The sequence below is a fragment of the Blautia caccae genome, assembly GCF_040095955.1.
Taxonomy (GTDB): domain Bacteria; phylum Bacillota; class Clostridia; order Lachnospirales; family Lachnospiraceae; genus Blautia; species Blautia celeris.
Genome location: NZ_JBBMFP010000007.1, coordinates 222952 through 246698 on the forward strand (window position 1 = coordinate 222952; position 23747 = coordinate 246698).

Genomic DNA, 23747 nt, shown 5'->3' on the forward strand with positions numbered 1-23747 from the left:
TGCGAAGGAAGGAGAACAACATGAAAAAGAACAACAGCAAAAAAGTAATCATAGGAGCCATAGCGCTGGTCGTCGTATGCGCAGTCCTGCTCCTGGTTTACAAAAATTTCATGCCGAAAGGAGCGGAGGGTGACAAAACCGTCACAGTAAAAGTAGTACACGGAGACGGCAGTGAGAAGGAGTTCAGTTATGCGACTGACGAGGCATATCTTGGAGCGGTGATCCAGGCTGAGAATCTGGTGGAAGGTGAGGAAGGCCAGTACGGGCTTTTCATGACATCTGTGGACGGTGAGAAAGCAGACGATTCCAAACAGCAGTGGTGGTGCCTGACAAAGGGCGGAGAACAGGTGAATACATCAGCGGACCAGACGCCCATAGAGGACGGGGATACTTTTGAACTGACCCTGACTGAGGGGTATTGATTGAAAGGATGCGAAATACCAATGAAAACAAGGTCTCTTGTTATTATGGCAATGCTGACAGCCATTTTGTTTCTGGGACAGGTGTGTATGGCTTTTCTTCCCAATATTGAAGTGGTGACATTGCTGGTGATTCTGTATACACAGGTGTACAGAAAGAAGGTTTTCTTTATTATCTACGCGTTTGCCCTGCTGGAAGGCGTCTTCTACGGGTTCGGGATCTGGTGGTTCAACTATCTGTATGTGTGGAGCATTCTGGCATTGATCGTACTTGTAGTTAAGAGTGAATCGCCGTTGGTCTGGAGTATAATCGCCGGCGCCTATGGGCTGGCCTTTGGATTTCTGTGTGCGCTGCCGTATTTTGTATCAGGCGGTGTGGGCGGCGGTCTGGCCTATTGGATCTCAGGGCTGCATTTCGATGTGCTGCACTGCATCGGCAATGTGGTGGTCTGTCTGGTCTTATATAAGCCGATGTATTATATTTTGAAAAAGCTTGAAAATGTACAGCAGGTGCATGTGCCTTCAAGCCCGCAAATAAGATAAAAGTAATGAAACAACAGAAGAATATGAAAGCCCTCCTCTGCGGATACTAAAGAAGTCAGGTATCTGCAAAGGAGGGAATTTTATGCTGATAATTAATGGGAAAATATTTACCATGACCGGAAAACCGGTAGACTGCGGATATATAAGAACAGAGGGCAAGGTGATCACAGAGGTGGGAACCATGTCCTCACTGGATAAAAGGCAGAAGGGGGAAGAGGTTCTGGATGTGGATGGTGCCTGGGTGCTGCCGGGGCTGATCGAGGCACATGCCCATATCGGAATCTCTGAGGAAAAATGGGGTGCCATCGGGGATGACTGCAATGAACTGACAAACCCGGTGACGCCGGCACTGCGGGCGATTGATGCCGTTAATGCCATGGACCCGGCATTTCATGACGCGATCAAGGCAGGGATCACCTCTGTGATGACCGGGCCGGGAAGCTCCAATGTAGTGGGCGGCCAGTTTGTGTTTATGAAGACCCAGGGCAGATGTGTGGACAATATGGCGATACTGAACCCGGCAGCCATGAAAGCAGCACTGGGGGAAAATCCAAAAACTACTTACGGGGAGCAGGGAAATTGTCCGGCTACCAGAATGGGAGAGGCAGCCCTTCTGCGCAGAACGCTTTTGGAGGCAGTACAATACCAGAAGGACAAGGAACGGGGCCGGCTTGACAGGGAGGACTTTGAGAAGGAACCGTGGATGCCTGTGCTCCAGCGTGTGATCCCTATGAAGGTCCATGCGCACAGGGCGGACGACATACTGACCGCCATCCGCATTGCAAAGGAATTTAATATAGATATAACCATAGACCACGGCACAGAGGCACATCTGATCGTGGATGAGGTAAAGGCATCCGGGTTCCCGGTGATCGTGGGCACGGATTTAACCTCGCGCTCCAAACTGGAAGTGCAGAATATGAATTTCAAGACCAATAAGATCCTGGCAGAGGCAGGGGTGCTCATTGCAGTGACCACAGACCACCCTGTGGCGCTGATCCAATATCTGCCCCTGTGTGCCGGGCTGGCGGTGAAGGAGGGGCTTCCCATGGAGGAAGGGCTGAAGGCCATTACCATCAATCCCGCCAAAATATGCCGCGTAGAGCAGCGTGTGGGAAGTCTGGAGGCCGGAAAAGACGCAGATATTGCCATATTTACGGGAAATCCCATGGGGGTTTTCACGAAGACCCTTTATACCATAATTGACGGTGAGATCATCTATAACGGCATGAAAGATGAGGAAAATTCTGAATTTGTACCGGGAGGCAGCCGAAAGGACGCACAAAAAACGGCGGCAGGAGAGAATGAGTAGAATTCTTTGAAATGCTGTGGTAAGATAAAGGTAACTATTCAGCAGGCAGTGCGGACTGCAGGTCCTTCCTGCAGAGCCGCAGGTACAAAGGAGGATGTAAGTGTGGCAAAATACAAATGTAGTGTATGCGGGTATATTTTTGAAGAGACAGAAAGTAAAAAGTTTGAGGACCTAAAACAGTGTCCTGTATGTAAACAGCCGGCTTCCGTATTTGTGCGTATAGAGGAGGAAGAGAAGAAGGCACCGGCGCCGGAAGAGCCGGGAACGGAAAATGCGCTTGATTATCCGCCGGAGTATGTGCGCCGTGATCCCTCCTGCCGCTATATGGCAGAGATCCATCAGATGGCGGTCACAGGAAAGCCGATCATAGAGGCCATGGGCACACAGATGAAAATGCCCAATTGGGATGACATCCTGATACTGGGTGCCCAGCTCAATCCGCCGCCTCTTATGGAGCACGACCCGGTCAGCACCACTACGGTGATAGGAAAACATGCTGAGAAACCAATGGTCCTGGACATGCCGGTCTACATATCACATATGTCATTCGGCGCTATGTCAAAGGAGATGAAGACAGCTCTTGCAAAGGGCAGTGCTATGGCAAAAACCGCCATGTGCAGCGGGGAGGGAGGAATCCTTCCGGAGGAAAAAGCGGCTGCGTACAAGTACATATTTGAATACGTCCCCAACCGTTACAGTGTTACACCTGAAAATCTTTCCACAGCGGATGCCATCGAAATTAAAATCGGGCAGGGTACAAAGCCGGGAATGGGCGGCCATTTGCCTGGAGAAAAGGTGACACCTGAGATTGCAGCCATCAGAAACAAACCCCTCGGACAGGATGTGATCAGTCCGTCCAAATTCCCCGATGTCAATACAAAAGAGGATTTAAAGGAACTGGTAGACCAGCTCAGAATGGCCTCCGGCGGGCGTCCCATAGGGATCAAGATTGCGGCAGGCAGGATCGAAAAGGATCTGGAATACTGTGTGTTTGCAGCGCCTGATTTTATTACCATTGACGGCAGGGGCGGTGCCACGGGAGCAAGCCCAAAACTGGTGCGGGATTCCACCAGCGTGCCGACTATTTATGCGCTCCACAGAGCCAGAAAATATCTGGACAGCATAGGTGCGGAGATTGACCTTGTCATTACAGGCGGTCTGCGGGTGTCCTCGGATTTCGCAAAAGCTATTGCCATGGGTGCGGATGCCGTTGCTGTTGCATCTGCGGCTCTGATAGCGGCAGCCTGTCAGCAGTACCGTATCTGCGGCTCGGGCCAGTGTCCCGTAGGCGCGGCTACCCAGGACCCGGAACTCAGAAAGCGTCTGAAGGTGGACGCGGCAGCCAAAAGAACGGCGAACTTTTTAAACTGCAGCAGGGAAGAACTGAAAACATTTGCCCGTATCACAGGGCATAAGGATGTCCATGAGATGAATGTGGATGACCTGTGCACGATTAACCGTGAGATATCAGAATTTACAGACATAGCACATGCATAAGCATAAAGATACCGCGGGGTATGTTCCATAACGGAGACTGCCCCGCGGTTTTTTAAACTTCCTCGCCCGGAAGCGAGCGGTAAAATTTCTTCTGTTTTACAAAATAATAAATGATAAACAGCACAGCCGTCAATGCCCAGGAAATCGGATAACTCATAAGTATACTCTGAATCCCCGGAATATGCGGCACAACCGCGAAAATCCAGAAAATCCTCAGCAGACACACACCGCCGCATGTCATGATCATGGGAATCAGCACATCTCCGATGCCGCGGAGGGCACTGGACAGGATCTCTATGAAGATAAAAAGCACATAACTTGGCGCGATCACCTGGATGATCTTCATTCCCACTTTGATAACCTCCGGGTCCTGGGTGAACATGCGGAAGATATAGCTGCCAAACAGCAGAAACAGGGCACTTACCAGTATGGAAGCGATAAAGTCCATGAACAGGCAGACAAACACGCTTCTCTTCATACGGGAATATTTTCCGGCCCCATAGTTCTGCCCCACGAAGGTGGTGATGGCGATGGAAAAGGCGCCGGATATCATCCAGTAGATAGCATCCATTTTGCCGAATGCCGTGTAGGCTGCCATGGTATCGGTTCCCAGATTGTTCAGCGAGGTCTGTATGATAATATTTGAAATGTTATACATGACAGACTGGATTCCGGCAGGAAGCCCGATGGTGACTATGGATTTGAGCAGAAATCTGTGGAAACGGATATTCCTTGCTTCCAGCAGATACATTTCTCCCGGCTGCATCAGGGCGCGCACTACAAGGATGGCACTTACGGCCTGGGCGATCAGCGTGGCGATGGCAGCTCCCTCAACCCCCAGATCCAATCCCACTACCAGCAGGATATCCAGAAATATATTGATAAAGCAGCACACGATCAGATAGTACAGGGGACGTTTGGAATCCCCCACTGCTCTCAGGATCGCAGACCCCACATTGTAAATAAATACAAAGACGATGCCGCCGAAATAAATGCGCAGATAAGACGCGGAACCTGCCATTACATTTTCCGGTGTGTGCATCAGCCGCAGCATGAAGGGGGTAAGAATCAGCCCCAGCACAGTGATGATGATACTTCCCACAATGGACAGGGCTGCCGCTGTGTGGAGCGTGGCATTTAAGTCCTTTTTATTTCTGGCGCCGTAATATCTGGCAATGATGACCGTGGCACCGGAGGAAAGGCCCACGAAAAAGCCCACGACCAGGTTGATGAGCTGCCCGGAAGAACCGCCCACGCAGGCCAGGGCTTCCTTGCCCACGAACCGGCCTACCACAATGGCATCCGCTGTGTTATAAAGCTGCTGGAACAATGTGCCCAGCATAATGGGAAAGAAAAACAGGAGAATCTGTTTCCAGATGACTCCCTCGGTGATCTGATTCTGACCGGTTTGTTTTGTACCCATGATGTTTCCCCCCTGTTTATAACGTCAAAATTCATGCAGAAAGCATGTTTATTTATATCGAAAAAAAGCACATAAGATTTCACACCTTATGCCCTATATACATATATAACACAGTTTTTCGGGAAAGTCGATAAGAGAAAATAGTTTTATTTATTTTTTACGGATTAATATGTAACAGCACATAAAAATACGTGCTGAATTTACTGTGAACAGTAACCATTTTGTGGTATGATAGAGGCAGAAAAATTTTGTATGGGGTAAGACTGGAGGAACTTATGAAGGTAAAGATACGTGTAGCGGACCCAGCAGGGAATATCACAATTTTTGTCATGACACCACTGGAAAGGAGTCAGTACGCGGAAGCAGCCAACCAGCTTCTGGAGCAGAAGAAGTATAAGGCGGAGCAGGTTGGATTTGTGGAGGAAAAGGAGGACGGAACCCAGCATATGCAGATGATGGGCGGTGAGTTCTGCGGAAATGCCACAAGAAGTTTCGGATATCTGAAGAGTCTTGTGGACGAGAACCATCCGCAGCTTGTGCAGGTGGATGTGAGCGGTTCGGAATCCCCCCTGGATGTTGAGGTGGACCTTGAAGCCGGTACCAGCCGCACGACCATGCCGCTGCCGCGAAAAATCGTAAATCTTTCTGTGCCTGACCTGGGAACCTGTCCCATGGTCTGCTTTGACGGCATCAGCCATATGATCGTGAAGGGGCCGAGAAGGAGTGATGCCTTCGTACAGGAAGTGCTGAAGGCAGCCAGGGCGTGTGAGACATGCGATGCATACGGCATCATGTTCCTGGAACCCAGCGGTGACGGCATGGAGAAATGCTACCGGATGACGCCTGTGGTATATGTAGTGGAGACAGATTCCCTTGTGTGGGAATCCAGCTGCGGCAGCGGAAGTATGGCATGTGCGGTGTATCTGGCGGACAGAAAAGAGGACGGCACTTACGTGTATGTACTGAGACAGCCGGATGGTCAGATCGAAGCAACAGTGATCCGCCGGGAAGGAAAAACGGTACAGTGCAAAATGGGCGGAAAAGTCACTGTTTCCGATGAACTGGAAGCAGAAGTCCTGTGAAGCAGATACAGTATAAAATAAAAGAGAAAGGTTGACATAAGTATGCAGAGAAGCAGTTTACATAATCCATATCCAGTGATAGAAAAGGACGGCGTCCTGTCATTTGGAGGAAACCAGGCGTGGTCAGATTCTGCTGTTATGAGAAAATGCGGATGCGGTGTCATAGGCGGGACAGATTTATTGCTGTATTTAAGTTTACATAAAGATATCTGCCGGACGGAATTATTTCAGGAAGCCTATTTGGAAAACGGAATTCTTGAACTGCCGGAATATATGAGTTATGTTAACTACTTTAGGAAGAAATACCTGCCGGTCATTCCTCATTTCGGCATGGCAGGGTGGATGCTGGTGCTGGGGCTTAACAGGTATTTCAGGCATGAGAGGATCAGGCTCAGGGCAGCCTTCGGCGTGCTGCCCAGAAATCTGTGGGTGAGGATCAGCGCAATGCTGGCCCATGATATTCCTGTCATTTTGCTGGTAGGACCTAATTTCCCCTTTGTGTGGGGAAAACACAGGCTGAATATGTACCACCGTTCCCCAGAGGGAGAGTATTCCCCTTCCTGCCAGATAAAGGCGCATTTCGTCACCGTGACGGGGATGGATGATACCTGGATGCGGGTTTCCTCCTGGGGGAAGGAGTATTATATCAACAGGCAGGAGTATGTTAATTATGTGAAGAAACACAGCAGTTTTCTGATCAGTAATATTTGCTATATTAAGAGCAGGAAGTAGCGGTTACCGCGGGCAGAGTCTGGACTGTCTGCAGGAGGAGGAAACTAAATGAGGAAAACACAGAATTTCAATTGGCCCGCCCTATCCCTGGGCACCTGTTATTACCCGGAGCACTGGGACAAAAAGCTGTGGAGGGAAGACCTCCGGCGTATGAAGGAAAACGGTATCTTTACTGTCCGGATCGCGGAGTTTGCATGGAACAAGCTGGAGCCGAGAGAAGGGGAATATACCTTTGATTTTTTCGATTCTTTTCTCGATGTGGCGGAGGAGGAGGGTATGAAGGTGATATTCGGCACTCCCACAGCCACGCCGCCGGTCTGGCTGACGGAAAAGTATCCGGAGGTGCTGAACTGCCGTCTGGACGGGACTCCATTCCGGCATGGTATGCGGAGACATTATAACTATAACTCACCTGTTTACCGGAAGTTCTGTTCCATTATTGTGGAGAAGGCGGTACAGCACTACGGACAGCGCCCCTGTATTGTGGGATGGCAGATAGACAATGAGATCAACTGTGAGGTGGATGTCTTCTATTCAGAGAGTGACACAGCAGCCTTCAGGGAATTTTTGAAGGAAAAATATCAGACACTGGATGCGTTGAATGAAGCCTGGGGAACCGTATTTTGGAATCAGACGTATACAAAATGGGAAGAGATCTATGTGCCCAGACCCACAGTGCACGATTCCACCAATCCCCATCAGGTCCTGGATTACACCAGATTTGTATCCGCCAGTGCCATACAGTTCTGCAAAATACAGAGTGACATTATCAGAAAATATAAAAAACCTCAGGATTTTATCACCACAAACGGCATGTTCGGAAATCTGGACAACCACAGGATGATGGACGAATGTCTGGATGTGTACACCTATGATTCCTATCCTAATTTCGCGTACTGTCTGTGTGAGGACCCCATCCATTCAGACGACTTGAATGACAGGAAATGGAGCCGGAATCTCACAGAGGTCCGATCCATCTGTCCGCATTTCGGTATTATGGAGCAGCAGTCAGGGGCAAACGGATGGAATACCCGTATGGAGGCCCCGGCCCCGAAACCGGGTCAGATGATGCTCTGGGCCATGCAGAGTATTGCCCACGGCGCTGATTATGTGAGTTTCTTCCGCTGGAGGACAGCTGTTATGGGAACCGAGATCTACTGGCATGGGATTCTGGACTATGACAACAGGGACAACCGCAAACTGTCCGAAGTATACAGGATCTGGAAACGTACGGAGGCCATCAGTGAGATGGCAGGAGCTGACTACCAGGCCGCCTTTGGACTTGTGCGGGACTATGACAACATCTGGGATTCCCAGTTGGATGTGTGGCATATGAGACTGGCTAAGAAGAGTGAAAAGGAAATCTTCACAGCCGCACAGTTAAACCATACTCCCATGGATATGGTCTATCTTCTGGAGGATACAGATGCTGAGGAACTGTTAAAGTATCCGGTGCTGTTCTATCCCCATCCCCTGATCCTCACAGAGAAAAGGGCAGAAGTGCTGAGAACCTATGTGGAAGCAGGCGGCTGCCTGATCCTGGGATGCAGGACTGGACAGAAGGATGAGACAGGCAAATGTGTAATGCAGCCAATGCCGGGACTTCTCTCTTCTCTGACACAGACGGATGTAAAGGAATATACCTTTGTGGGCCCGGCAGATGAAGCAGTGTCTATGGAGTGGGAAGGCAGACAGGTGGAAACTGGCCTGTTTAACGATATTTTGGCAGCTGCGGGACCTGACGCCGATATTTTGGCAAAATACAGTTCCAACTATTATGAGGGACGCCCGGCTCTGGCGGAGACGTTATGTGGTAAAGGAAAAGTCCTGCACTTTGGAGGGACATTTACCAGGGATAATGTGAAAGCGTTTCTGGCCTATACAGGCGTGCTGCAGCCTTATCAGGATCTGGCTGAGGTATCAGAGGCCTGTGAGATCGCCATGCGGGTGAAGGACGGGAAGCGGTATCTGTTTATCCTGAATTATGACAAAGAGCCGCAGAAGGTGGTTCTGAAGGAAGCAGTCATGGATATGGACACAAAGGATGAGGTACAGGGAAGTGTTCTGCTGAAGGGATATGAGACGAAGGTTTACAGGATTTTTTAAGATACAGAATATAGAGCGAGTAACAGAAATGCAAGAAAACGCAGAAAGCCGCGGGAACAGATACGGCGGCTTCTGCGTTTTTTCAGGAGGAACAGTAAAATGGAAATATTTGATATCATAGACGAATCAGGCAGACCCACAGGTAAGACCGTAGACAGGGAGACTGCCCACGCGGAGGGGATTCTGCACCGCACGGCCCATGTGTGGCTTCTTCGCAGGCGCGGTGACAGGACAGAGGTACTTCTCCAGAAACGGAGCAGGAACAAGGATTCCCATCCGGGATGCTACGATATCTCAAGTGCCGGACATATTCCTGCAGGTGTGGACTTTGTTCCCTCTGCGCTCAGGGAACTGAAGGAGGAACTGGGTGTGGATGCGTCTGCGGAGGAGTTGGTCTGCTGCGGCAGGAGAAGGATATTCCACAGGGATGTGTTTTACGGCAGGGATTTTGTGGATAACCAGGTCAGCAATATCTATTGTATGTGGAAAGATATAGAGCCGGAACAGATGACGCTTCAGAAAGAAGAGGTGGAGGAAGTCATATGGATGGATCTGGAGCTCTGCAGGGAGCTGGTCAGGACAAACGGTATTCCTCACTGCATTTACATGGAAGAACTGGATATGCTGCCGGGATGACAGCAATATCCGGTTCTTCTCATTTCTTAATGACAGTTCCGGAGAATCATCACAGCTTCCGCCGGTACTTTTTCGTGCCTGTGCCCCGGGAATCCTGTTGAATCTTACGCTTTAAAAAGCTATAATAGTGATACATGTTGGTGAAAAACAGTAAACTCGGGGGACAGTATTGTGATCGGCGTGCCTATTGTGCGGAGCGGCGAGGAGAGATGCCCTGACAGAGACCATACGCAGGGAATTTAAGAAAAAAGACGGCGGCAGCTACCGGGTCTTCATGTTCCTGGACATAGATCATTTTAAAGGAATCAACGATACCCACGGACATGACGCAGGCGATAAGGATTACAAGGGAGTGATGAAACGGGCGGACCAGGCTCTGTATAAAGCGAAGAGACAGGGCAGGAATCAGTATGTTTTAGATGATTTCTAATGGTCTGCGCCCCTCACAGCAGCAATGACACAGTATAAAGGAGACAGAAATGAAAAAGAAGATTGGTTACATTTACCTGTTTATCACGTTTTTTATATGGGGGAGCATTTATGTGGTGAGTAAGTTCGCCCTTGATGTCATGGCACCGTTTATGCTGCTTCTCATCCGATATGTGGTTTCCGTGGCGGCACTTACCGTACTTTTGAAGCTGCGGGGAACCAGAATAAAGGTGAAAAAAGAGGACCGGAAATATATTCTGATCGTGGGCGCCCTGGGATACTTTGTCTCCATAGGCTGCCAGGTCATGGGAACAAATCTTCTGGACGCCTCCCTGGCATCTCTGATCAATGCCATGAATCCCATCTCCATTTCCATTCTGGCTATGATATTTCTGGGAGAGAAGATACATAAAAAGGATGTGGCAAGCATTATTATTTCTCTCGTTGGAGTTTACATAATATTGGGAGCGGGAAGCGGAAATATCAGCGCGGCAGGGGTGCTGGCCTCTGTGTGCTCCGTGCTTTTATGGTCCGGGGCATCGGTAGCTATCCGAAGGATCTCAGGGGGATATGATCCGGTACAGATCGCGCTGTACGGAATGGGAGTTGCCCTTCTTTTAAACATTCCGGCGGCTGTTTTGGAGGCGGAGAGCATACCCAGTACCTTTACTGCAAAAGCGGTTCTGTCCTGCATCTATCTGGGCATCGTCGGGACAGCAGTGGCCCATACGCTGTGGAATATGAGCCTGAAGCTTCTGGACGCAAGCGTATGCTCCATGTTCTATCCGCTGCAGCCACTGACCTCTGCAGTGCTGGGAATTTTCTTTCTCCATGAGGTGATCACCTGGAATTTTGTGGTGGGGGGCCTGCTGATCTGCGCAGGGGTGCTGATCACGGTTCTCTTTACGGGAAACAGAAAGACAGAGAAAGCGTGAAACCGGTAAAATGGTTTCACGCTTTTCTTTTGCCCGCTTTACAAGAAATCATTGTTATGATACCGTGGGTAATAGTGAAAAATACAGAGGTGATCAGAATGAGGAAAAAGCAGGGATGGTTTATCCTTTTGACAGCTGTTCTGTCTCTTGCAGGATGCGGAGGCAGGGTAGAGAAGGGCGAAGGGCTGGTGCCGTCAAAGGAACAGGAGACGGAGAAGAAGACAGAGCTTGCCGTATTTTATTCCGGGGAGGATGCCAGGAGGATATCCGTAATGGAGGAGCTGTGTGAAAAGTTTATGGAGGAAAATCAGGACATCCGGGTGCTCAGCGAGCATTCCGGAAGCGGAATCTATTCAGAGACGCTGAAGGCAAAGGAGGCTGCCGGGGAGTTCCCGGATATTTTTGAGATCCAGGACCCTTATACCTTTGCTGAGGCAGGGAAACTCGGTGCTATCTCCCAGGAGGTGGGAAAGCTGGTGGAACAGCCCTTTGCGATTGACGGAAATATATATGCGGTGCCCTTTTACAAGACCTCCTTCGGGATTATCTATAATCAGGTGATCTTCAAGGAACTGGGGCTTGAAGTACCCAGGACATACGGGGAGTTTCTGGAGGTCTGCAGAGTCCTGAAGCAGAACGGAACCGCGCCCCTGGCAGCCGGGGGAAATCCGACGGAGACGGGAAAATACTGGCTGAATTATTTCTTCCAGGTGGACCTTGCAAAGGCGGACCCGGACTGGCAGAGAAAGAGAAATGAGGGCCTGGTATCCTTTCAGGATGAAAATGTCAGGAACATGCTGGCAGACTATCAGGATATGATGAACGGGGAATATATGCTGGAGGACTCCGTAAATATGAATGAGAACCAGGTGATCCAGGCCCTGATCAACCAGGATGCCGCCATGGTCCTCACAGAACCCTCCATGGTCTCTAAAATATGGGAGGCCTATCCTCTGGCTGTGGAATCCGGCAAGGACACACTGGGCGAAGAGTTGGAGGAGGACCCCTGTAAATTCCGCCTGGGGTGGTTTTTCCTGGGGGATGAAGCAGGTGACCCTGTGGTAGTCAGCGAAAAAGGCGCCCAATGGGCAGTCTCGGATACCTGTGGGGAGAATGCCGAAAAAAACCGGGCCGCCATGAGGTTTTTAGAGTTCTGCTACAGGAAAGAGAACTACAGAAAAGTGCTGCAGACCGTTTACGCCATCCCTGCCACCAGGGAAAAGATCCTGTATCCCGCTCCAAAGGTACAGCAGAGTTTTCTTGTGGATTACCGCTATGCGGATAAAAGCGATGTATATCTGGGAAATGAGGACACACCGGAGCATTTCAAACGCAGCATGTACGATGTTTTCTTTTCCGTGGCGACGAAAACCATGAGCGTGGATACTGCGGCGGAGAAGCTGGATGAGTATTGGGACAACGTGGCGGGAGGTTTAGGGAGGAAGTCATGATAAAAAGAAAGAGACAGCATTACCAGAGCCTTTTTGTAAAATCGGTGGCAGCATTGATTTTGATCGGTATCGTGCCGCTGCTGATCATGGGTATCTCCATTTACAGTGCGTACATGGATTCTCTCAGGCAGACACTTCTCTCCAATATGTACCGCAGTGCCCTCTATGTGGGGAAGAATGCCGCAGATCTGTTTCAGGAGATGGAGGAGACCACCAAATATCTCTATAACTATAATATCACGGAGTATGACTATCTCTACGAGCTGATGGAGGATGACACCATCACCCAGGCCCGCAGGGAGGCACTGATGAGTGACGTGCTCAGGGATATTTTATATATGAATCAGCATATTGACCATGTGTTTTTCATCACTCCGGGTGGGGACCAGTATTCTGTCATGCGTCCGCCTGAGGTTATGGTGAAAGAGGAGGAAATGGGGCGTTTTCATGAGGAGAACTTCCTGGAAGGCCACAAACAGATGCGCCTTCTGCCCACCCATGATACCAGCTATTACTCAGATGTCAGCGATTTTACAGTGACAAGAAATATTATGAACACAAGGACCATACAGTCCGCGGACGAACAGGAGCTGGGAACTCTGTATATTGATGTGAGCGCGGATTATTTTGACGGCATCATCAATGAGACGGACCTGGAGGACGGCTGCAGGATGTATGTGATAGACAGAAAGGAAAAAGTATTTGTCTACAGCCAGGAGAAGGAGAATATCGGGGCAGGCATCGGAAAGCTGGAGGATTATCTGCCTGAGATGGAGGAGGACAAGCAGTACATAAAAGCGGACGGAAACTATTTTATTTACAGGCTGATACCCGGTACGGACTGGTTGGTGGCAGAAGAGATTCCGGCATTTAATCTGGAGAACAGTTATCAGGAGATACAGACGAACATTTTGATCATTATAGGGTTCAGCGTTATCCTTCTCATGATCATCTATTTCTTTTATTCCAAGATGATGAATAAGCCCATCCGCACACTGAAGGATGCCATGGAACAGATCCAGGACGGGAATCTGGATACGAGGGTGACGATCAAGTCCAACGACGAAGTGGGATTTCTTGCAAAAGGTCTGAATCAAATGACGGAAAACCTGCAGAATCATATCCAGCAGGTCTATATAGCGGAAATCCGGCAGCGGGATGCAGAGATTGAGGCCCTGAAAACGCAGATACAGCCCCATTATCTCTACAATACCCTGGATGTCATCCGCATGACGGCCATCACCAATGATGACAATGTGACAGCGGAGATGATAGACAGTCTGTCCGGACAGCTCAAATACCTCATAGGCAATGCCAGAGACATGGTCACCCTTCAGGCGGAGATTGACAGTATACGCAATTATTTTAAGATCATCCGCATCCGGTATGAAAACCGTTTTGAGCTGGAGATCAACATTGAGGAAAATCTTCTGGGCCTGGAAGTCCCCCAGCTCATCATCCAGCCTGTAGTGGAGAACGCGGTAAAATACGGACTCAAGCCAAAAAGCGGCACAGGTGTCATAGCCGTAAATGCCAGGGAGGAGGATGGCTGCCTGGAGATCACAGTTATGGACAACGGCGTGGGTATGGAGCCGGAGCGCCTGAAGACCGTGCAGGAACGTCTGGAAAGCCCGGAGACAGTCAAGCATCCGAAGAGCAAACGCGCCAGCCTCGGTCTTAAGAATGTGTATGACCGCATCAAACTCATGTTCGGCGACACATACGGACTGGAGATCAGCAGTTTTGAGAATATAGGAACTATGGTAAAATACCGGCTTCCCATCATAGACGGGACAGAACCGGCAAAGGAAAATCCAGGAGGAGAAAATGTTTAAAATCATAATTGCAGACGATGAGCCGGTGATCATCAGAGGACTGAAAAAAATGATGAACTGGGAGCGCCTGAACGCGGAGGTGATCGGGGAGGCTGCCAACGGCGAGGAACTTCTGAAAAAGACAGAGGAGCTGAAACCGGATATTATTATTTCCGATGTTGCCATGCCCAGGAAGACCGGTCTTGATGTGATTCGGCAGATCAGGGAGAACGGCTGGAAGATAAAGGTCATATTTTTAAGCGGCTATCAGGAATTTGACTATGTGAAAAAGGCGATCAGCTATGAGGCGGTGGACTACCTTCTGAAGCCGGTGGGGCAGGAGGAGCTGGAACAGTCCATTCTGCGGGCTGAAAAAATGCTGCGCACGGACAGTCCCATGGAATACTGGGAGGAAGAGAAGGATGATATGCAGACGGTGTTCAAGAAGATCAACTCTGAGTATGAGTGCAGGGATCTGTACGGCCATTTTCAGGAGATGGGGATAGAGACAGAGGGAAAGCAGTTCATCGGCGTGTGCTTTGCCATTTCCCCTGAACTGAACCGGAAGGTGACGGACCAGAATATGAGAGAGCTGCTGCGCTTCTCCATTTTCAAGAGGATACAGGAGCATCTGAGGGAGAATAGGAGCGGGTTTGTCATCAAGCGGGAACCAAACAGCAGTAATGTGATTCTCCTCATGGAAAAAGACCGGGACGATGCCTGGGTGAGAGAAGAGATCAGACGCATCAGGGAACACATTTACGGGGAATATAAAATATGGCTCATAACCGGCGTGGGGAAAAGGGTAGAGCAGGCATCTGACCTGAAATACGCGTATAAGACGGCAAAGTTTTCCTGTGAGCTTTACTATTTCTGCGAGGAGGATGTGGTCTGGTATCAGGAGATATCCAGAGAGTTTTGTTCTTCCTTTGAGGATTACAATACTTGCTATAAGGAACTGCTTGACCAGATCTTAAACCGGAGGGAAGAGTGGACGGCAGCACTTACCAGGATTCTGGACATCATTGAGAATCTTCATTACGGAAACAGATATGCCGCTGAGAACCGGTGTATCGCCATGGCTATGGATCTGTTTCGTGATCTGCAGGAGTACCGGGTGCTCACAGAGGATTTCAGGGAGGAGTACGACAGGTTTACCGCCAAAATACGGGCCCAGAGTACTTTCCGGGAGCTGAAGAAGCTGGTGTGCACTTATCTGGGAAAACTCATAGGGGAGAATGCATTTAACGGCACTGACAGTGAGCGGGAGACCATCACACTGGTGAAAAACTATATCCAGGAGCATTACGCGGAGGATATCGGCCTTGGGAGCATGGCGAAGATGGTATATATGAACCCGTATTATTTCAGCACGTTTTTTAAGAAGGAGACGGGACAGAACTTCAAGAATTATCTGGTAGAGGTGCGCATGAGGGAGGCTATGAAGCTGCTCATGGCTTCGGATATGAAGACCTATGAGCTGGCAGAGGCTGTAGGTTATCACGATGTACGCACATTTACGGACAAATTCAGGGAAGTTTTCGGGGACAGTCCATCCGCTTATAAAAAGCGCAGAAAAATATAAAAGAGCTGTTTCGCCGGGGCTGTATATTTAACGCGGGGAATGTGTATAAGAGCAGTGGCAGCAGATGAAAAAGGGTGGTGTTTTTAATATTATTCCGTGGGGTTTTTTAGGAGAGTGCCCGATTTCATTGTCCGTGTTTTGAAAGTATGATACTCTTTCGTCAGTACAAATGGTACGGAAAAAAATCAGATGAAGGAAAGAGGGAAATATCATGAAGAAAAAGGTAGTAGCAGCGTTAATGTGTCTCACAATGGCCATGTCACTGGCAGCATGCGGCGGCGGTTCCGGCAGCTCAGAGGGAGAATCAGCCTCCAAAGGAGACAGCAAGAACGAGGAGAGAGTTGTGGAACTTTGGACCTGCTGGACAGACGGCGCGGATACACAGATCGCGGGTACGGAGCAGATCAAGAAGTTTGAGGAAGAGACCGGAGTTAAAGTAAATCAGACAAACTTCACATATGACATGCTTCATGAAAAAATTCTGACAGCGGCAGCAGGCGGCAACGTACCGGACCTGATCTGGGGACTTCCGGAGTATGTCGGTGAGTTTTACAACATGGGAATCGTTGAGGACCTGACAGACCGTTTTAATGAGTGGGAAGATAAAGACGCCCTGTCCGAGGCCGTGGTGAAAGCCATGACCATTGACGACAAGATCGTGGGCATTCCCTATGAGATGACTGTGCGTGCTTACCTGACACATGAAAAGGATATCACAGCAGCAGGCATTGAAGTTCCGAAAACATGGGAAGATCTGCTGGCACAGACAGATTATAAAGAGAAAAACGGAAAATACCTGACAGAGCTGGCCTGCACAGGCGTCCGCTCCGCACAGGAGCTGCTGGTATACCTGGCACAGTATGATCTGGAGATTGCTTCTGCACAGGATGATGGCAAATATAAGAACACCTGGAAAGACAACAAGGATGAGCTTGAAAAGGCAACAAAAGTATTCCAGTTCTATAAAGACCTTGTAGATCAGGGAATCATTGACCCGAACTGCAAGAACTGGGGCTGGGAAGAGACAGACGAGAACTTTGCAACAGGAATCACCTCCACATATGTATCAGGAAACTGGCTGGCAGAACGTGAATCCTCCAACCCGGATACCATGGATGATGTGGCAGTATCCGCGATCCCTTATCCGTCAGACGGACACGAGGCTACTTACATGGAATGTAAACCGCTGTTCATCATGGCTGACAGCAAGAATAAGGATGACGCGTTTGAACTGGCAACTGCATTCTGCAGTAAAGAATGGCAGGAAGCAGGATTTGCAGACCGTTCCCCGCGCTCTGATGTGTCCACAGACAGCAAATGGAGCAAGGATTTCCAGGCATTATCCGATACAGGAATCACCTTCCCTCCGGTAACCCTGGGAGGAATCACACAGGCTATGCAGGACGCCATGGCGAAAGTGCTTCAGGAAGGCGAAACTCCGGAAGCAACAGCAGAATGGTTATGTGACGCAGTCAATGCTTCCTTATCCGATTCCGGTGAATTAAGCGAATAAGAACAGAATGCCGGAATGTTTAGGCAGCAAGCGTAAGCGTTTCGGCGCAGGAGTCCGGCTTGCCGGGCTCCTGTTTCGTTACAGACAGAGTCACAGGAAGAGTCCTGGACCCGGTTAATTCGTATAGGAGGGATTAGAGTTGAATAAATTTAAGAAGCTTACCAGAGACCAGCGGAAATGGCGGACAGCGGTCATCATGCTGCTTCCCGCGCTTGTTTTCCTGGCTCTTTTGATCGCGTATCCCCTGGGGAAAGTAATCCATGACGCGTTTTACCATGTGCATCTGATCAACAAGTCCATGACCGGTTTTGCCGGGATGGCCAACTTCCAGAAGGTTCTGGCAGATGAGCATTTTGGACAGGCAGTGAAGAACACTGCGTACTGGACCATTTTCTCTGTACTGGGTGAATACCTGGTGGGCATGGTGACAGCAGTGCTGCTGAACCAGAAGTTTAAGGGCAGGGCCATATTCAGGACCTGTATCTTTATACCGTGGCTTGTACCCATTATCGTTGCAGGCATGACCTGGGACTGGATGCTGAACCCGGAGTTCGGTATCATCAACTATGCGCTGACTAACATGCATATAATCAGCCAGCCCATCAATTTTCTCGGTGATTCCAAATACGCCATGGCAACCGTTATTTTTGTAAATATATGGAGAAGTTTTCCGTACTACACCATCTCCTTTTTGTCAGCCATGCAGTCCATCCCGGGAGATCTGTCCGAGGCGGCTGCTATTGACGGAGCCGGCGTGTTCAAACGTTTCTTCAAGGTTACGCTCCCGCAGCTGCGCAGCGTTTCCCTTGTGATCGTGTTCATACATATTATCTGGACTGCCATCAACTTTGACTTTATCTGGGTTATGACAGAGGGCGGTCCAAACTATGCGACGGAGACCCTGCCGCTTATGATCTACCGCTACTCTATGAAGAAGTTTGACGTTGGTGCTGCTTCGGCGCTTTCTACCATGATGTTTACGGTTATGGTGGTGCTGTTCATTTTCTATTACAGGAAGCGTTCCAGTCTCAGCGATGATATGGCGTAAGAAAGGAGGAGATAAGAGATGTTAAATAAAAGAAACCGTGTTATCAGCAAGATTGTCACCTATGTATCCCTGGTGTTTTTTTCAGCCATCTGTATTTTCCCCTTTTTGTGGATGCTTCTGTCAGCGCTGAAGCCTAAGACAGAGATACGTACGGCAACGCCGTCACTTTTGATCCATGCCCCGACTCTGGAAAATTTTAAAAGGGTACTGGTGGATGTGGGATTTTTGCAGTATATTAAAAATAGCTTTTTTGTTTCTATTGTGGCATGTGTTCTCTCTATGATCATAGCTGTCATGGCAGGATACGCCCTGAGCCGGTATTATAAGATGAAACTGGTGAAGACCTCCAATCTGGCAATGATGCTCTCACAGATGATTCCCGGTGTGCTGCTTTTAGTGCCCCTGTATCTGATCATGCAGAAAATGCAGATTCTGGAGTCCTATACTTCTCTGATTCTGGCTTATACCACTTTTGTAATACCCTTGTGCACCTTTATGATGAGCAGCTTTTTCGATACTGTGCCTTTAGCGCTTGAGGAGGCTGCGGAGATTGACGGGTGCAATAAGGCGCAGACTATTTTTAAGATCATATTGCCCTTATCTCTGCCAAGCCTGGTGTCCACAGGACTTTACGCTTTTATCAATGCATGGAATGAGTTCATGTTCGGATACATATTTATCTCCACCGACAAATACCGGACACTGACACCTGCCATCATGCTGTTTAAAGGGGTAAACACGGTTGACTGGGGCGGCCTCATGGCCGGTTCCGTGGTTGCCGTGATTCCTGTCACCTTTATTTTCCTGTTCCTGCAGAGGTATTTCCTGGCAGGATTAATGAGCGGTTCAGTGAAGGGCTGACGGGAGGAAAAAAATGAAGAGAATCGAATTATATGAGAACAAGATCCATATGCTGTGGGAGGTGACAGATGCCGGAGAGATCAAACTGCTGCACTTTTCCGCACTGCCCTTTGATGAGAAGACGCTGACCTCAGAGACGGGGACCCAGTCCTTTTATCCGGTGGAGATCCTGGTTACGGGCCAGGACCGTGTGGGAGAACGGCATGGTCATAAGTATATCCAGACTTCCCCGGGATACAGGATGAAATACAGAGAATTCAGAGATTTCCGTAACGAACTGGGAAGGAAACTGGAGGTAGTGACAGAAGATGACATTACCGGCCTTGATGTTACCAGCCATTATCAGTTCTATGACGGGATTTCCGTGGTACGTGTCTGGACTGAGGTGAAGAACCGGGGAACAGAGCCGCAGGGACTGGAGTATGTATCCTCCTTTGCGCTGAATGGTATCGAGAAGGAGGGAATGCGTGAGTTTGATGAGAAGCTGGAGCTTAGGATCCCTCACAACGCATGGCAGAAGGAGCTGGACTGGGCATCCTACAACCTGCATGAACTGGGACTTTCCTCTACGCAGCCGCATCCTATGCACCGTTCTTCCAAGACTGTCGGCATAGGAAATACAGGGAACTGGTCGGCTAAGGAGTATATTCCCATGGGATATCTGGAGAATCAGGAGACAGAAAGTTCTCTGTTCTGGCAGATTGAGCATAATGGCTCCTGGTATTGGGAAATCAGTGACCAGGACGGGCACGTGTATTTGAAGCTGAGCGGTCCTACAGAGCATCACAACCATTGGTGGAAGAACCTTCAGCCGGGAGAGACCTTTGTGACGGTTCCGGCGGCTGTGGGAGCAGCTGCAGGCGGATTTGATGAGGCCATGGGAGAACTGACCAGGTACCGCCGGGCGATCCGCAGGGTGAATGATGACAATGAGAATCTAAAGGTTATTTTTAATGATTATATGAACTGCCTGTTCGGAGATCCCACAACAGAGAAGGAGATCCCGCTGATCGACAAGGCAGCAGAGGCAGGATGTGAGTATTTCTGCATTGATGCAGGCTGGTACTCTGCAGGCTACTGGTGGGACGGCGTGGGTGAATGGCTGCCGTCCGGGGAGCGTTTCCCGGGCGGGATCAAAGAAGTGACAGATTACATACGGTCGAAAGGGATGATTCCCGGTGTATGGCTGGAGCTGGAAGTCATGGGAATCAAATGCCCGAAGGCAGATAAGGTACCGGATGACTGGTATTTCATGCGCCATGGAAAACGCGTCTATGACAGAAGCCGTTACCAGCTTGATTTCCGTAATCCCCAGGTGCGTGCCCATGCCACAGAGGTGATAGACCGGGTGGTAAATGAGTACGGTGTCGGATATATCAAGATGGATTACAATATAGAGCCGGGAATCGGCACGGAACTGGATGCCGACAGCTATGGAGACGGACTTCTGGGCCATAACCGGGCATATTTGGAATGGCTGGACGGCATTTTTGAGAAGTACCCGGATCTGATCATAGAAAACTGTTCCTCCGGCGGCCTCCGCATGGATTACGCCATGCTGTCCCGTTACAGCATCCAGTCCACCAGTGACCAGGAGGACTATGTAAGGTACGCTACGATCACAGCCAACGCGCCCTCCGCAGTGACGCCGGAGCAGGCTGCTGTCTGGTCTTATCCTCTGACGGACGGGGACTGTGAGGAGGTTATCTTTAACATGGTGAACGCACTGCTTCTGCGTATCCACCAGAGCGGACATTTAGTGAATCTCAGCCCGGAGCGGTTCGGATATGTGAAGGAGGCGATTTCTTATTATAAGACGATCCGCCATCTGACCAAAAAGGCACTGCCTTACTGGCCGCTGGGTCTGTCCTCCTACAATGACCCATGGGTGAGCCTGGGACTGGAAGCGGAAGGGAAGGATTTCCTGGCTGTGTGGAGAAGAGACAGCCAGTCTCCGGTACAGGAAATCCCTGTGAAGCATCTGAAAGGAAAAGAAGTGGAGGCGGTATGCGCCTATCCACAAAGCGCAGAGTGCGGATTTCACTGGAATAAAGAGGCAGGCACGCTGACTGTAGAGCTGCCTGAGAGAGTGAGCGCAAGAATATTTGAATTGCGGTATTGAAAGTATGAGAGAGAAATAGAGGTTTAGAGTGTGCAGGAGAATGGCACGCGGCTGGGATGGTCTTATTTGTTTTTTGGGGACAACCTGGCTGCGTGTTTTCTTATGGAATATTGTTTGGAGGGGTGCTGATTCTGCCAATCCATACAGGTGCTGCAGGTATTATACACTGTATTTTATGGGTAAAACAAGCAGAAAACATGGCTGCCTCCTTACTAATTACATACGAAAGCCCAAGATAACTTTTGAATTATGGGTAAAACAAGCAGAAAACATGGCCGCCTTTTTACTGATTACATACGAAAGCCCAAGATAACTTTTGAATTATGGGTAAAACAAGCAGAAAACATGGCCGCCTCCTTACTAATTACATACGAAAGCCCAAGATAACTTTTAAATTATGGGTAAAACAAGCAGAAAACATGGCCGGACCCTTACTGATTACATACGAAAGCTAAGGGTATCTTTTAAATTATCTGTAAATCAGGAGAAATCTGTAGTTATTCTTCTTGGCTATTTGTAAAATATAGAAATTCTGTGGCTGTCATCTGCATCTGTATCGTTAAATGATAGATTGGGTTAACTGATATTGGGAGTGAACAGCAAAAATGTATTTTTTGAAAATTTTGTATCGGAGTTTTGATTGACATAGCTGTGAAAACGTGATAGAGTGTTTTTATCTTCAAAAAGATGTATTTTATGAATGCATTTTCATATTATCCCTGTTCAGGGATTGAATACCCCATTTTATGAAATGAAATTTATTAATTTGATTTTTGCAGGGAAACTGTGCCGTTTTATTCATCAAAGAAAAGGCAGCAGGTGTTTGTTTTTGTGCCTGGAGAGAACAGGCAGGCATTTCAGAACAACAGTCTGCCTCATATCGCTTCGGAAGTTTTGAGATTTTCATGCCTTGGGCCTGAAAATATCTCGCGGGACAGTGGCATGTGAACAGTAACCATAATATTCGTCTGACAGAAAATGTGTTTGAAAGAGGTTGAGGTATCCGCCTGTAAAGGTTATACTATGCGTATAGATAACCGATATCTTTTCATCTTTCAGTTACGGAGAGGAGTAGGGATGGAAAGATATACAAACATCAGATTCATCATGAAGCCAAAGGTAGATTTCTGTTTTAAGGAACTGATGGAGGATGCAGAGGTACGAAAGGGATTCATAGCAGCTGTTCTGCACATACCGCCGGAGGAGGTGGAGGAGACCACGCTGCTGCCGACACATCTGAGAACCAGATATGAGGAAGATAAGCTGGGAATTTTGGATGTACGTGTACGGTTAAAGGATGGGACGCAGATTGACATAGAAATTCAGGTCAGCCCGTTTTTGTTGTGGCCGGAGCGCTCCATGTTCTATCTCTCAAAAATGTTCACAGACCAGCTGGAAAAGGGCGAGAGTTATGAAAGGCTGGAGAAATGCGTACACATCGGGATTCTGGATTTTATTTTGTTTGGCCGGGACGAGGCATTTTATTCCTGCTTTCATATGAGGGAAGACACAAACCACCGACTTTATACAGACAAGCTGGAGGTGCATATCCTGGAGCTGCCGAAACTCAAAAACCATGAGTATCCTGAAACAGAGCTTCTGAACTGGGCAAAATTCATGAATGCCGAGAGGCAGGAGGATTTTGAAGAGATGGCGGAAAAAGACAAGTATATCGAAAAGGCATACGAAACTTTGAAAAATATCAGCGCAGATGAAGAGAAAAGACTGGAATATGAAGCCCGCGAGAAGGCACTGCGGGATCACAATTATCTCATGCAGAGCAATTGGGAGGCCGGATTGGAGGCAGGCAGAAAGGCTGGTTTAGAGGCGGGCAGAAAGGCCGGGCTGGAATATGGTGAAAATCGAGTAAACAGGCTGATTCAACTGTTGATAGCCAATTCCCGTGGGGAGGAAATTGAGAGAGCAGTCAGCGATAAAGCGTATCAGGATGAATTGTTTCTGGAATTTAAGTTATAGACCTGATTGACCGGACGCTTCGATATTAATTTTTGAATTCAGACGGTTCATAACTCTTCAGTCCGGTCCGCACATAAACAGCACTGTCTGTGCGCAAGTGCAGTTACGGGCAATTCTATTATTTTCCACCTGTATTCTACCCTCAGTGGATAGGATTCTCTGCTGAAATACGGTATAATTTTGACAGACTAACTATTAAAAGTCAAATCTAAAAATGAAGTTTTTTGAATGAATTGCAGAAATGCATTTCAGCTTTATTTGA

General features: G+C 48.8%; 19 protein-coding genes. 18 read left to right on the forward strand and 1 reads right to left on the reverse strand.

Annotated elements, in window-relative coordinates; translation table 11 throughout:
- The first annotated feature begins 20 nt into the window (after positions 1–20).
- From WMO65_RS09990 to WMO65_RS10005, 4 genes are all read left to right on the forward strand, one after another.
- Positions 21–422 carry a DUF4430 domain-containing protein gene (locus tag WMO65_RS09990; protein WP_054350367.1) on the forward strand — a complete coding sequence of 134 codons (402 nt, stop codon included), beginning with the start codon at positions 21–23 and terminating at the stop codon, positions 420–422.
- A 21-nt stretch (positions 423–443) separates the two neighbouring features.
- Complete coding sequence (locus WMO65_RS09995; protein ID WP_148391966.1) at positions 444–962, forward strand: hypothetical protein; 519 nt, start codon at positions 444–446, stop codon at positions 960–962.
- Positions 963–1044: 82 nt separating this feature from the next.
- Entirely contained in the window at positions 1045–2274 is a 1230-nt protein-coding gene (locus WMO65_RS10000) for an amidohydrolase (RefSeq protein ID WP_148391965.1), read from the forward strand.
- A 102-nt stretch (positions 2275–2376) separates the two neighbouring features.
- Complete coding sequence (locus WMO65_RS10005; protein WP_118743506.1) at positions 2377–3771, forward strand: glutamate synthase-related protein; 1395 nt, start codon at positions 2377–2379, stop codon at positions 3769–3771.
- A 52-nt stretch (positions 3772–3823) separates the two neighbouring features.
- Here the strand turns inward: WMO65_RS10005 and WMO65_RS10010 are convergent, their stop codons facing one another.
- Entirely contained in the window at positions 3824–5194 is a 1371-nt protein-coding gene (locus tag WMO65_RS10010; RefSeq protein WP_033141564.1) for an MATE family efflux transporter, read from the reverse strand.
- A gap of 275 nt (positions 5195–5469) precedes the next feature.
- Here WMO65_RS10010 and WMO65_RS10015 point away from each other — a divergent pair, with 275 nt between their 5' ends.
- From WMO65_RS10015 to WMO65_RS10080, 14 genes are all read left to right on the forward strand, one after another.
- Positions 5470–6276, forward strand: a complete 807-nt coding sequence (locus WMO65_RS10015; RefSeq protein ID WP_033141563.1) for a histidine racemase CntK family protein — start codon at positions 5470–5472, stop codon at positions 6274–6276.
- Between the two features lie 42 nt (positions 6277–6318).
- Positions 6319–7008, forward strand: coding sequence for a hypothetical protein (locus tag WMO65_RS10020; RefSeq protein ID WP_033141562.1), 690 nt, complete (start codon positions 6319–6321; stop codon positions 7006–7008).
- 48 nt (positions 7009–7056) lie between these two features.
- Complete coding sequence (locus WMO65_RS10025) at positions 7057–9114, forward strand: beta-galactosidase (RefSeq protein ID WP_148391964.1); 2058 nt, start codon at positions 7057–7059, stop codon at positions 9112–9114.
- 99 nt (positions 9115–9213) lie between these two features.
- Entirely contained in the window at positions 9214–9750 is a 537-nt protein-coding gene (locus tag WMO65_RS10030) for an NUDIX hydrolase (RefSeq protein ID WP_033141560.1), read from the forward strand.
- A gap of 187 nt (positions 9751–9937) precedes the next feature.
- Positions 9938–10180: a diguanylate cyclase domain-containing protein gene (locus tag WMO65_RS10035; protein ID WP_148391963.1), complete on the forward strand. Its 243-nt coding sequence runs from the start codon at positions 9938–9940 to the stop codon at positions 10178–10180.
- Positions 10181–10229: 49 nt separating this feature from the next.
- Entirely contained in the window at positions 10230–11114 is an 885-nt protein-coding gene (locus WMO65_RS10040; protein ID WP_148391962.1) for a DMT family transporter, read from the forward strand.
- A gap of 98 nt (positions 11115–11212) precedes the next feature.
- Positions 11213–12565 (forward strand): ABC transporter substrate-binding protein, encoded by a 1353-nt coding sequence (locus WMO65_RS10045; protein ID WP_187370555.1) that lies wholly within the window; start codon positions 11213–11215, stop codon positions 12563–12565.
- Positions 12562–14400, forward strand: coding sequence for a cache domain-containing sensor histidine kinase (locus WMO65_RS10050; RefSeq protein ID WP_148391960.1), 1839 nt, complete (start codon positions 12562–12564; stop codon positions 14398–14400). The genes WMO65_RS10045 and WMO65_RS10050 overlap by 4 nt, the downstream gene beginning before the upstream one ends.
- Positions 14393–15964 carry a response regulator gene (locus WMO65_RS10055; RefSeq protein WP_033141555.1) on the forward strand — a complete coding sequence of 524 codons (1572 nt, stop codon included), beginning with the start codon at positions 14393–14395 and terminating at the stop codon, positions 15962–15964. The genes WMO65_RS10050 and WMO65_RS10055 overlap by 8 nt, the downstream gene beginning before the upstream one ends.
- Before the next feature lie 211 nt (positions 15965–16175).
- The gene (locus tag WMO65_RS10060; protein WP_033141554.1) at positions 16176–17477 is read left to right on the forward strand and encodes an ABC transporter substrate-binding protein; all 1302 of its coding nucleotides are present in this window, start codon (positions 16176–16178) and stop codon (positions 17475–17477) included.
- A 139-nt stretch (positions 17478–17616) separates the two neighbouring features.
- Complete coding sequence (locus WMO65_RS10065) at positions 17617–18525, forward strand: carbohydrate ABC transporter permease (RefSeq protein ID WP_033141553.1); 909 nt, start codon at positions 17617–17619, stop codon at positions 18523–18525.
- A gap of 18 nt (positions 18526–18543) precedes the next feature.
- On the forward strand, positions 18544–19386 hold the full coding sequence (locus WMO65_RS10070; RefSeq protein WP_033141552.1) for a carbohydrate ABC transporter permease: 843 nt from the start codon (positions 18544–18546) through the stop codon (positions 19384–19386).
- 13 nt (positions 19387–19399) lie between these two features.
- Complete coding sequence (locus WMO65_RS10075) at positions 19400–21508, forward strand: glycoside hydrolase family 36 protein (protein WP_256129836.1); 2109 nt, start codon at positions 19400–19402, stop codon at positions 21506–21508.
- A 1077-nt stretch (positions 21509–22585) separates the two neighbouring features.
- The gene (locus tag WMO65_RS10080) at positions 22586–23485 is read left to right on the forward strand and encodes an Rpn family recombination-promoting nuclease/putative transposase (RefSeq protein ID WP_054350383.1); all 900 of its coding nucleotides are present in this window, start codon (positions 22586–22588) and stop codon (positions 23483–23485) included.
- The last annotated feature ends 262 nt before the right edge of the window (positions 23486–23747 follow it).

Coding starts and splice junctions, on each gene's coding strand:
- WMO65_RS10030 (WP_033141560.1), top strand. CDS start 9,214: ATGGAAATATTTGATATCATAGACGAATCAGGCAGACCCACAGGTAAG.
- WMO65_RS10050 (WP_148391960.1), top strand. CDS start 12,562: ATGATAAAAAGAAAGAGACAGCATTACCAGAGCCTTTTTGTAAAATCG.
- WMO65_RS10080 (WP_054350383.1), top strand. CDS start 22,586: ATGGAAAGATATACAAACATCAGATTCATCATGAAGCCAAAGGTAGAT.
- WMO65_RS10015 (WP_033141563.1), top strand. CDS start 5,470: ATGAAGGTAAAGATACGTGTAGCGGACCCAGCAGGGAATATCACAATT.
- WMO65_RS10000 (WP_148391965.1), top strand. CDS start 1,045: ATGCTGATAATTAATGGGAAAATATTTACCATGACCGGAAAACCGGTA.
- WMO65_RS10025 (WP_148391964.1), top strand. CDS start 7,057: ATGAGGAAAACACAGAATTTCAATTGGCCCGCCCTATCCCTGGGCACC.
- WMO65_RS09990 (WP_054350367.1), top strand. CDS start 21: ATGAAAAAGAACAACAGCAAAAAAGTAATCATAGGAGCCATAGCGCTG.
- WMO65_RS10020 (WP_033141562.1), top strand. CDS start 6,319: ATGCAGAGAAGCAGTTTACATAATCCATATCCAGTGATAGAAAAGGAC.
- WMO65_RS10075 (WP_256129836.1), top strand. CDS start 19,400: ATGAAGAGAATCGAATTATATGAGAACAAGATCCATATGCTGTGGGAG.
- WMO65_RS09995 (WP_148391966.1), top strand. CDS start 444: ATGAAAACAAGGTCTCTTGTTATTATGGCAATGCTGACAGCCATTTTG.
- WMO65_RS10010 (WP_033141564.1), bottom strand. CDS start 5,194: ATGGGTACAAAACAAACCGGTCAGAATCAGATCACCGAGGGAGTCATC.
- WMO65_RS10045 (WP_187370555.1), top strand. CDS start 11,213: ATGAGGAAAAAGCAGGGATGGTTTATCCTTTTGACAGCTGTTCTGTCT.
- WMO65_RS10040 (WP_148391962.1), top strand. CDS start 10,230: ATGAAAAAGAAGATTGGTTACATTTACCTGTTTATCACGTTTTTTATA.
- WMO65_RS10070 (WP_033141552.1), top strand. CDS start 18,544: ATGTTAAATAAAAGAAACCGTGTTATCAGCAAGATTGTCACCTATGTA.
- WMO65_RS10055 (WP_033141555.1), top strand. CDS start 14,393: ATGTTTAAAATCATAATTGCAGACGATGAGCCGGTGATCATCAGAGGA.
- WMO65_RS10060 (WP_033141554.1), top strand. CDS start 16,176: ATGAAGAAAAAGGTAGTAGCAGCGTTAATGTGTCTCACAATGGCCATG.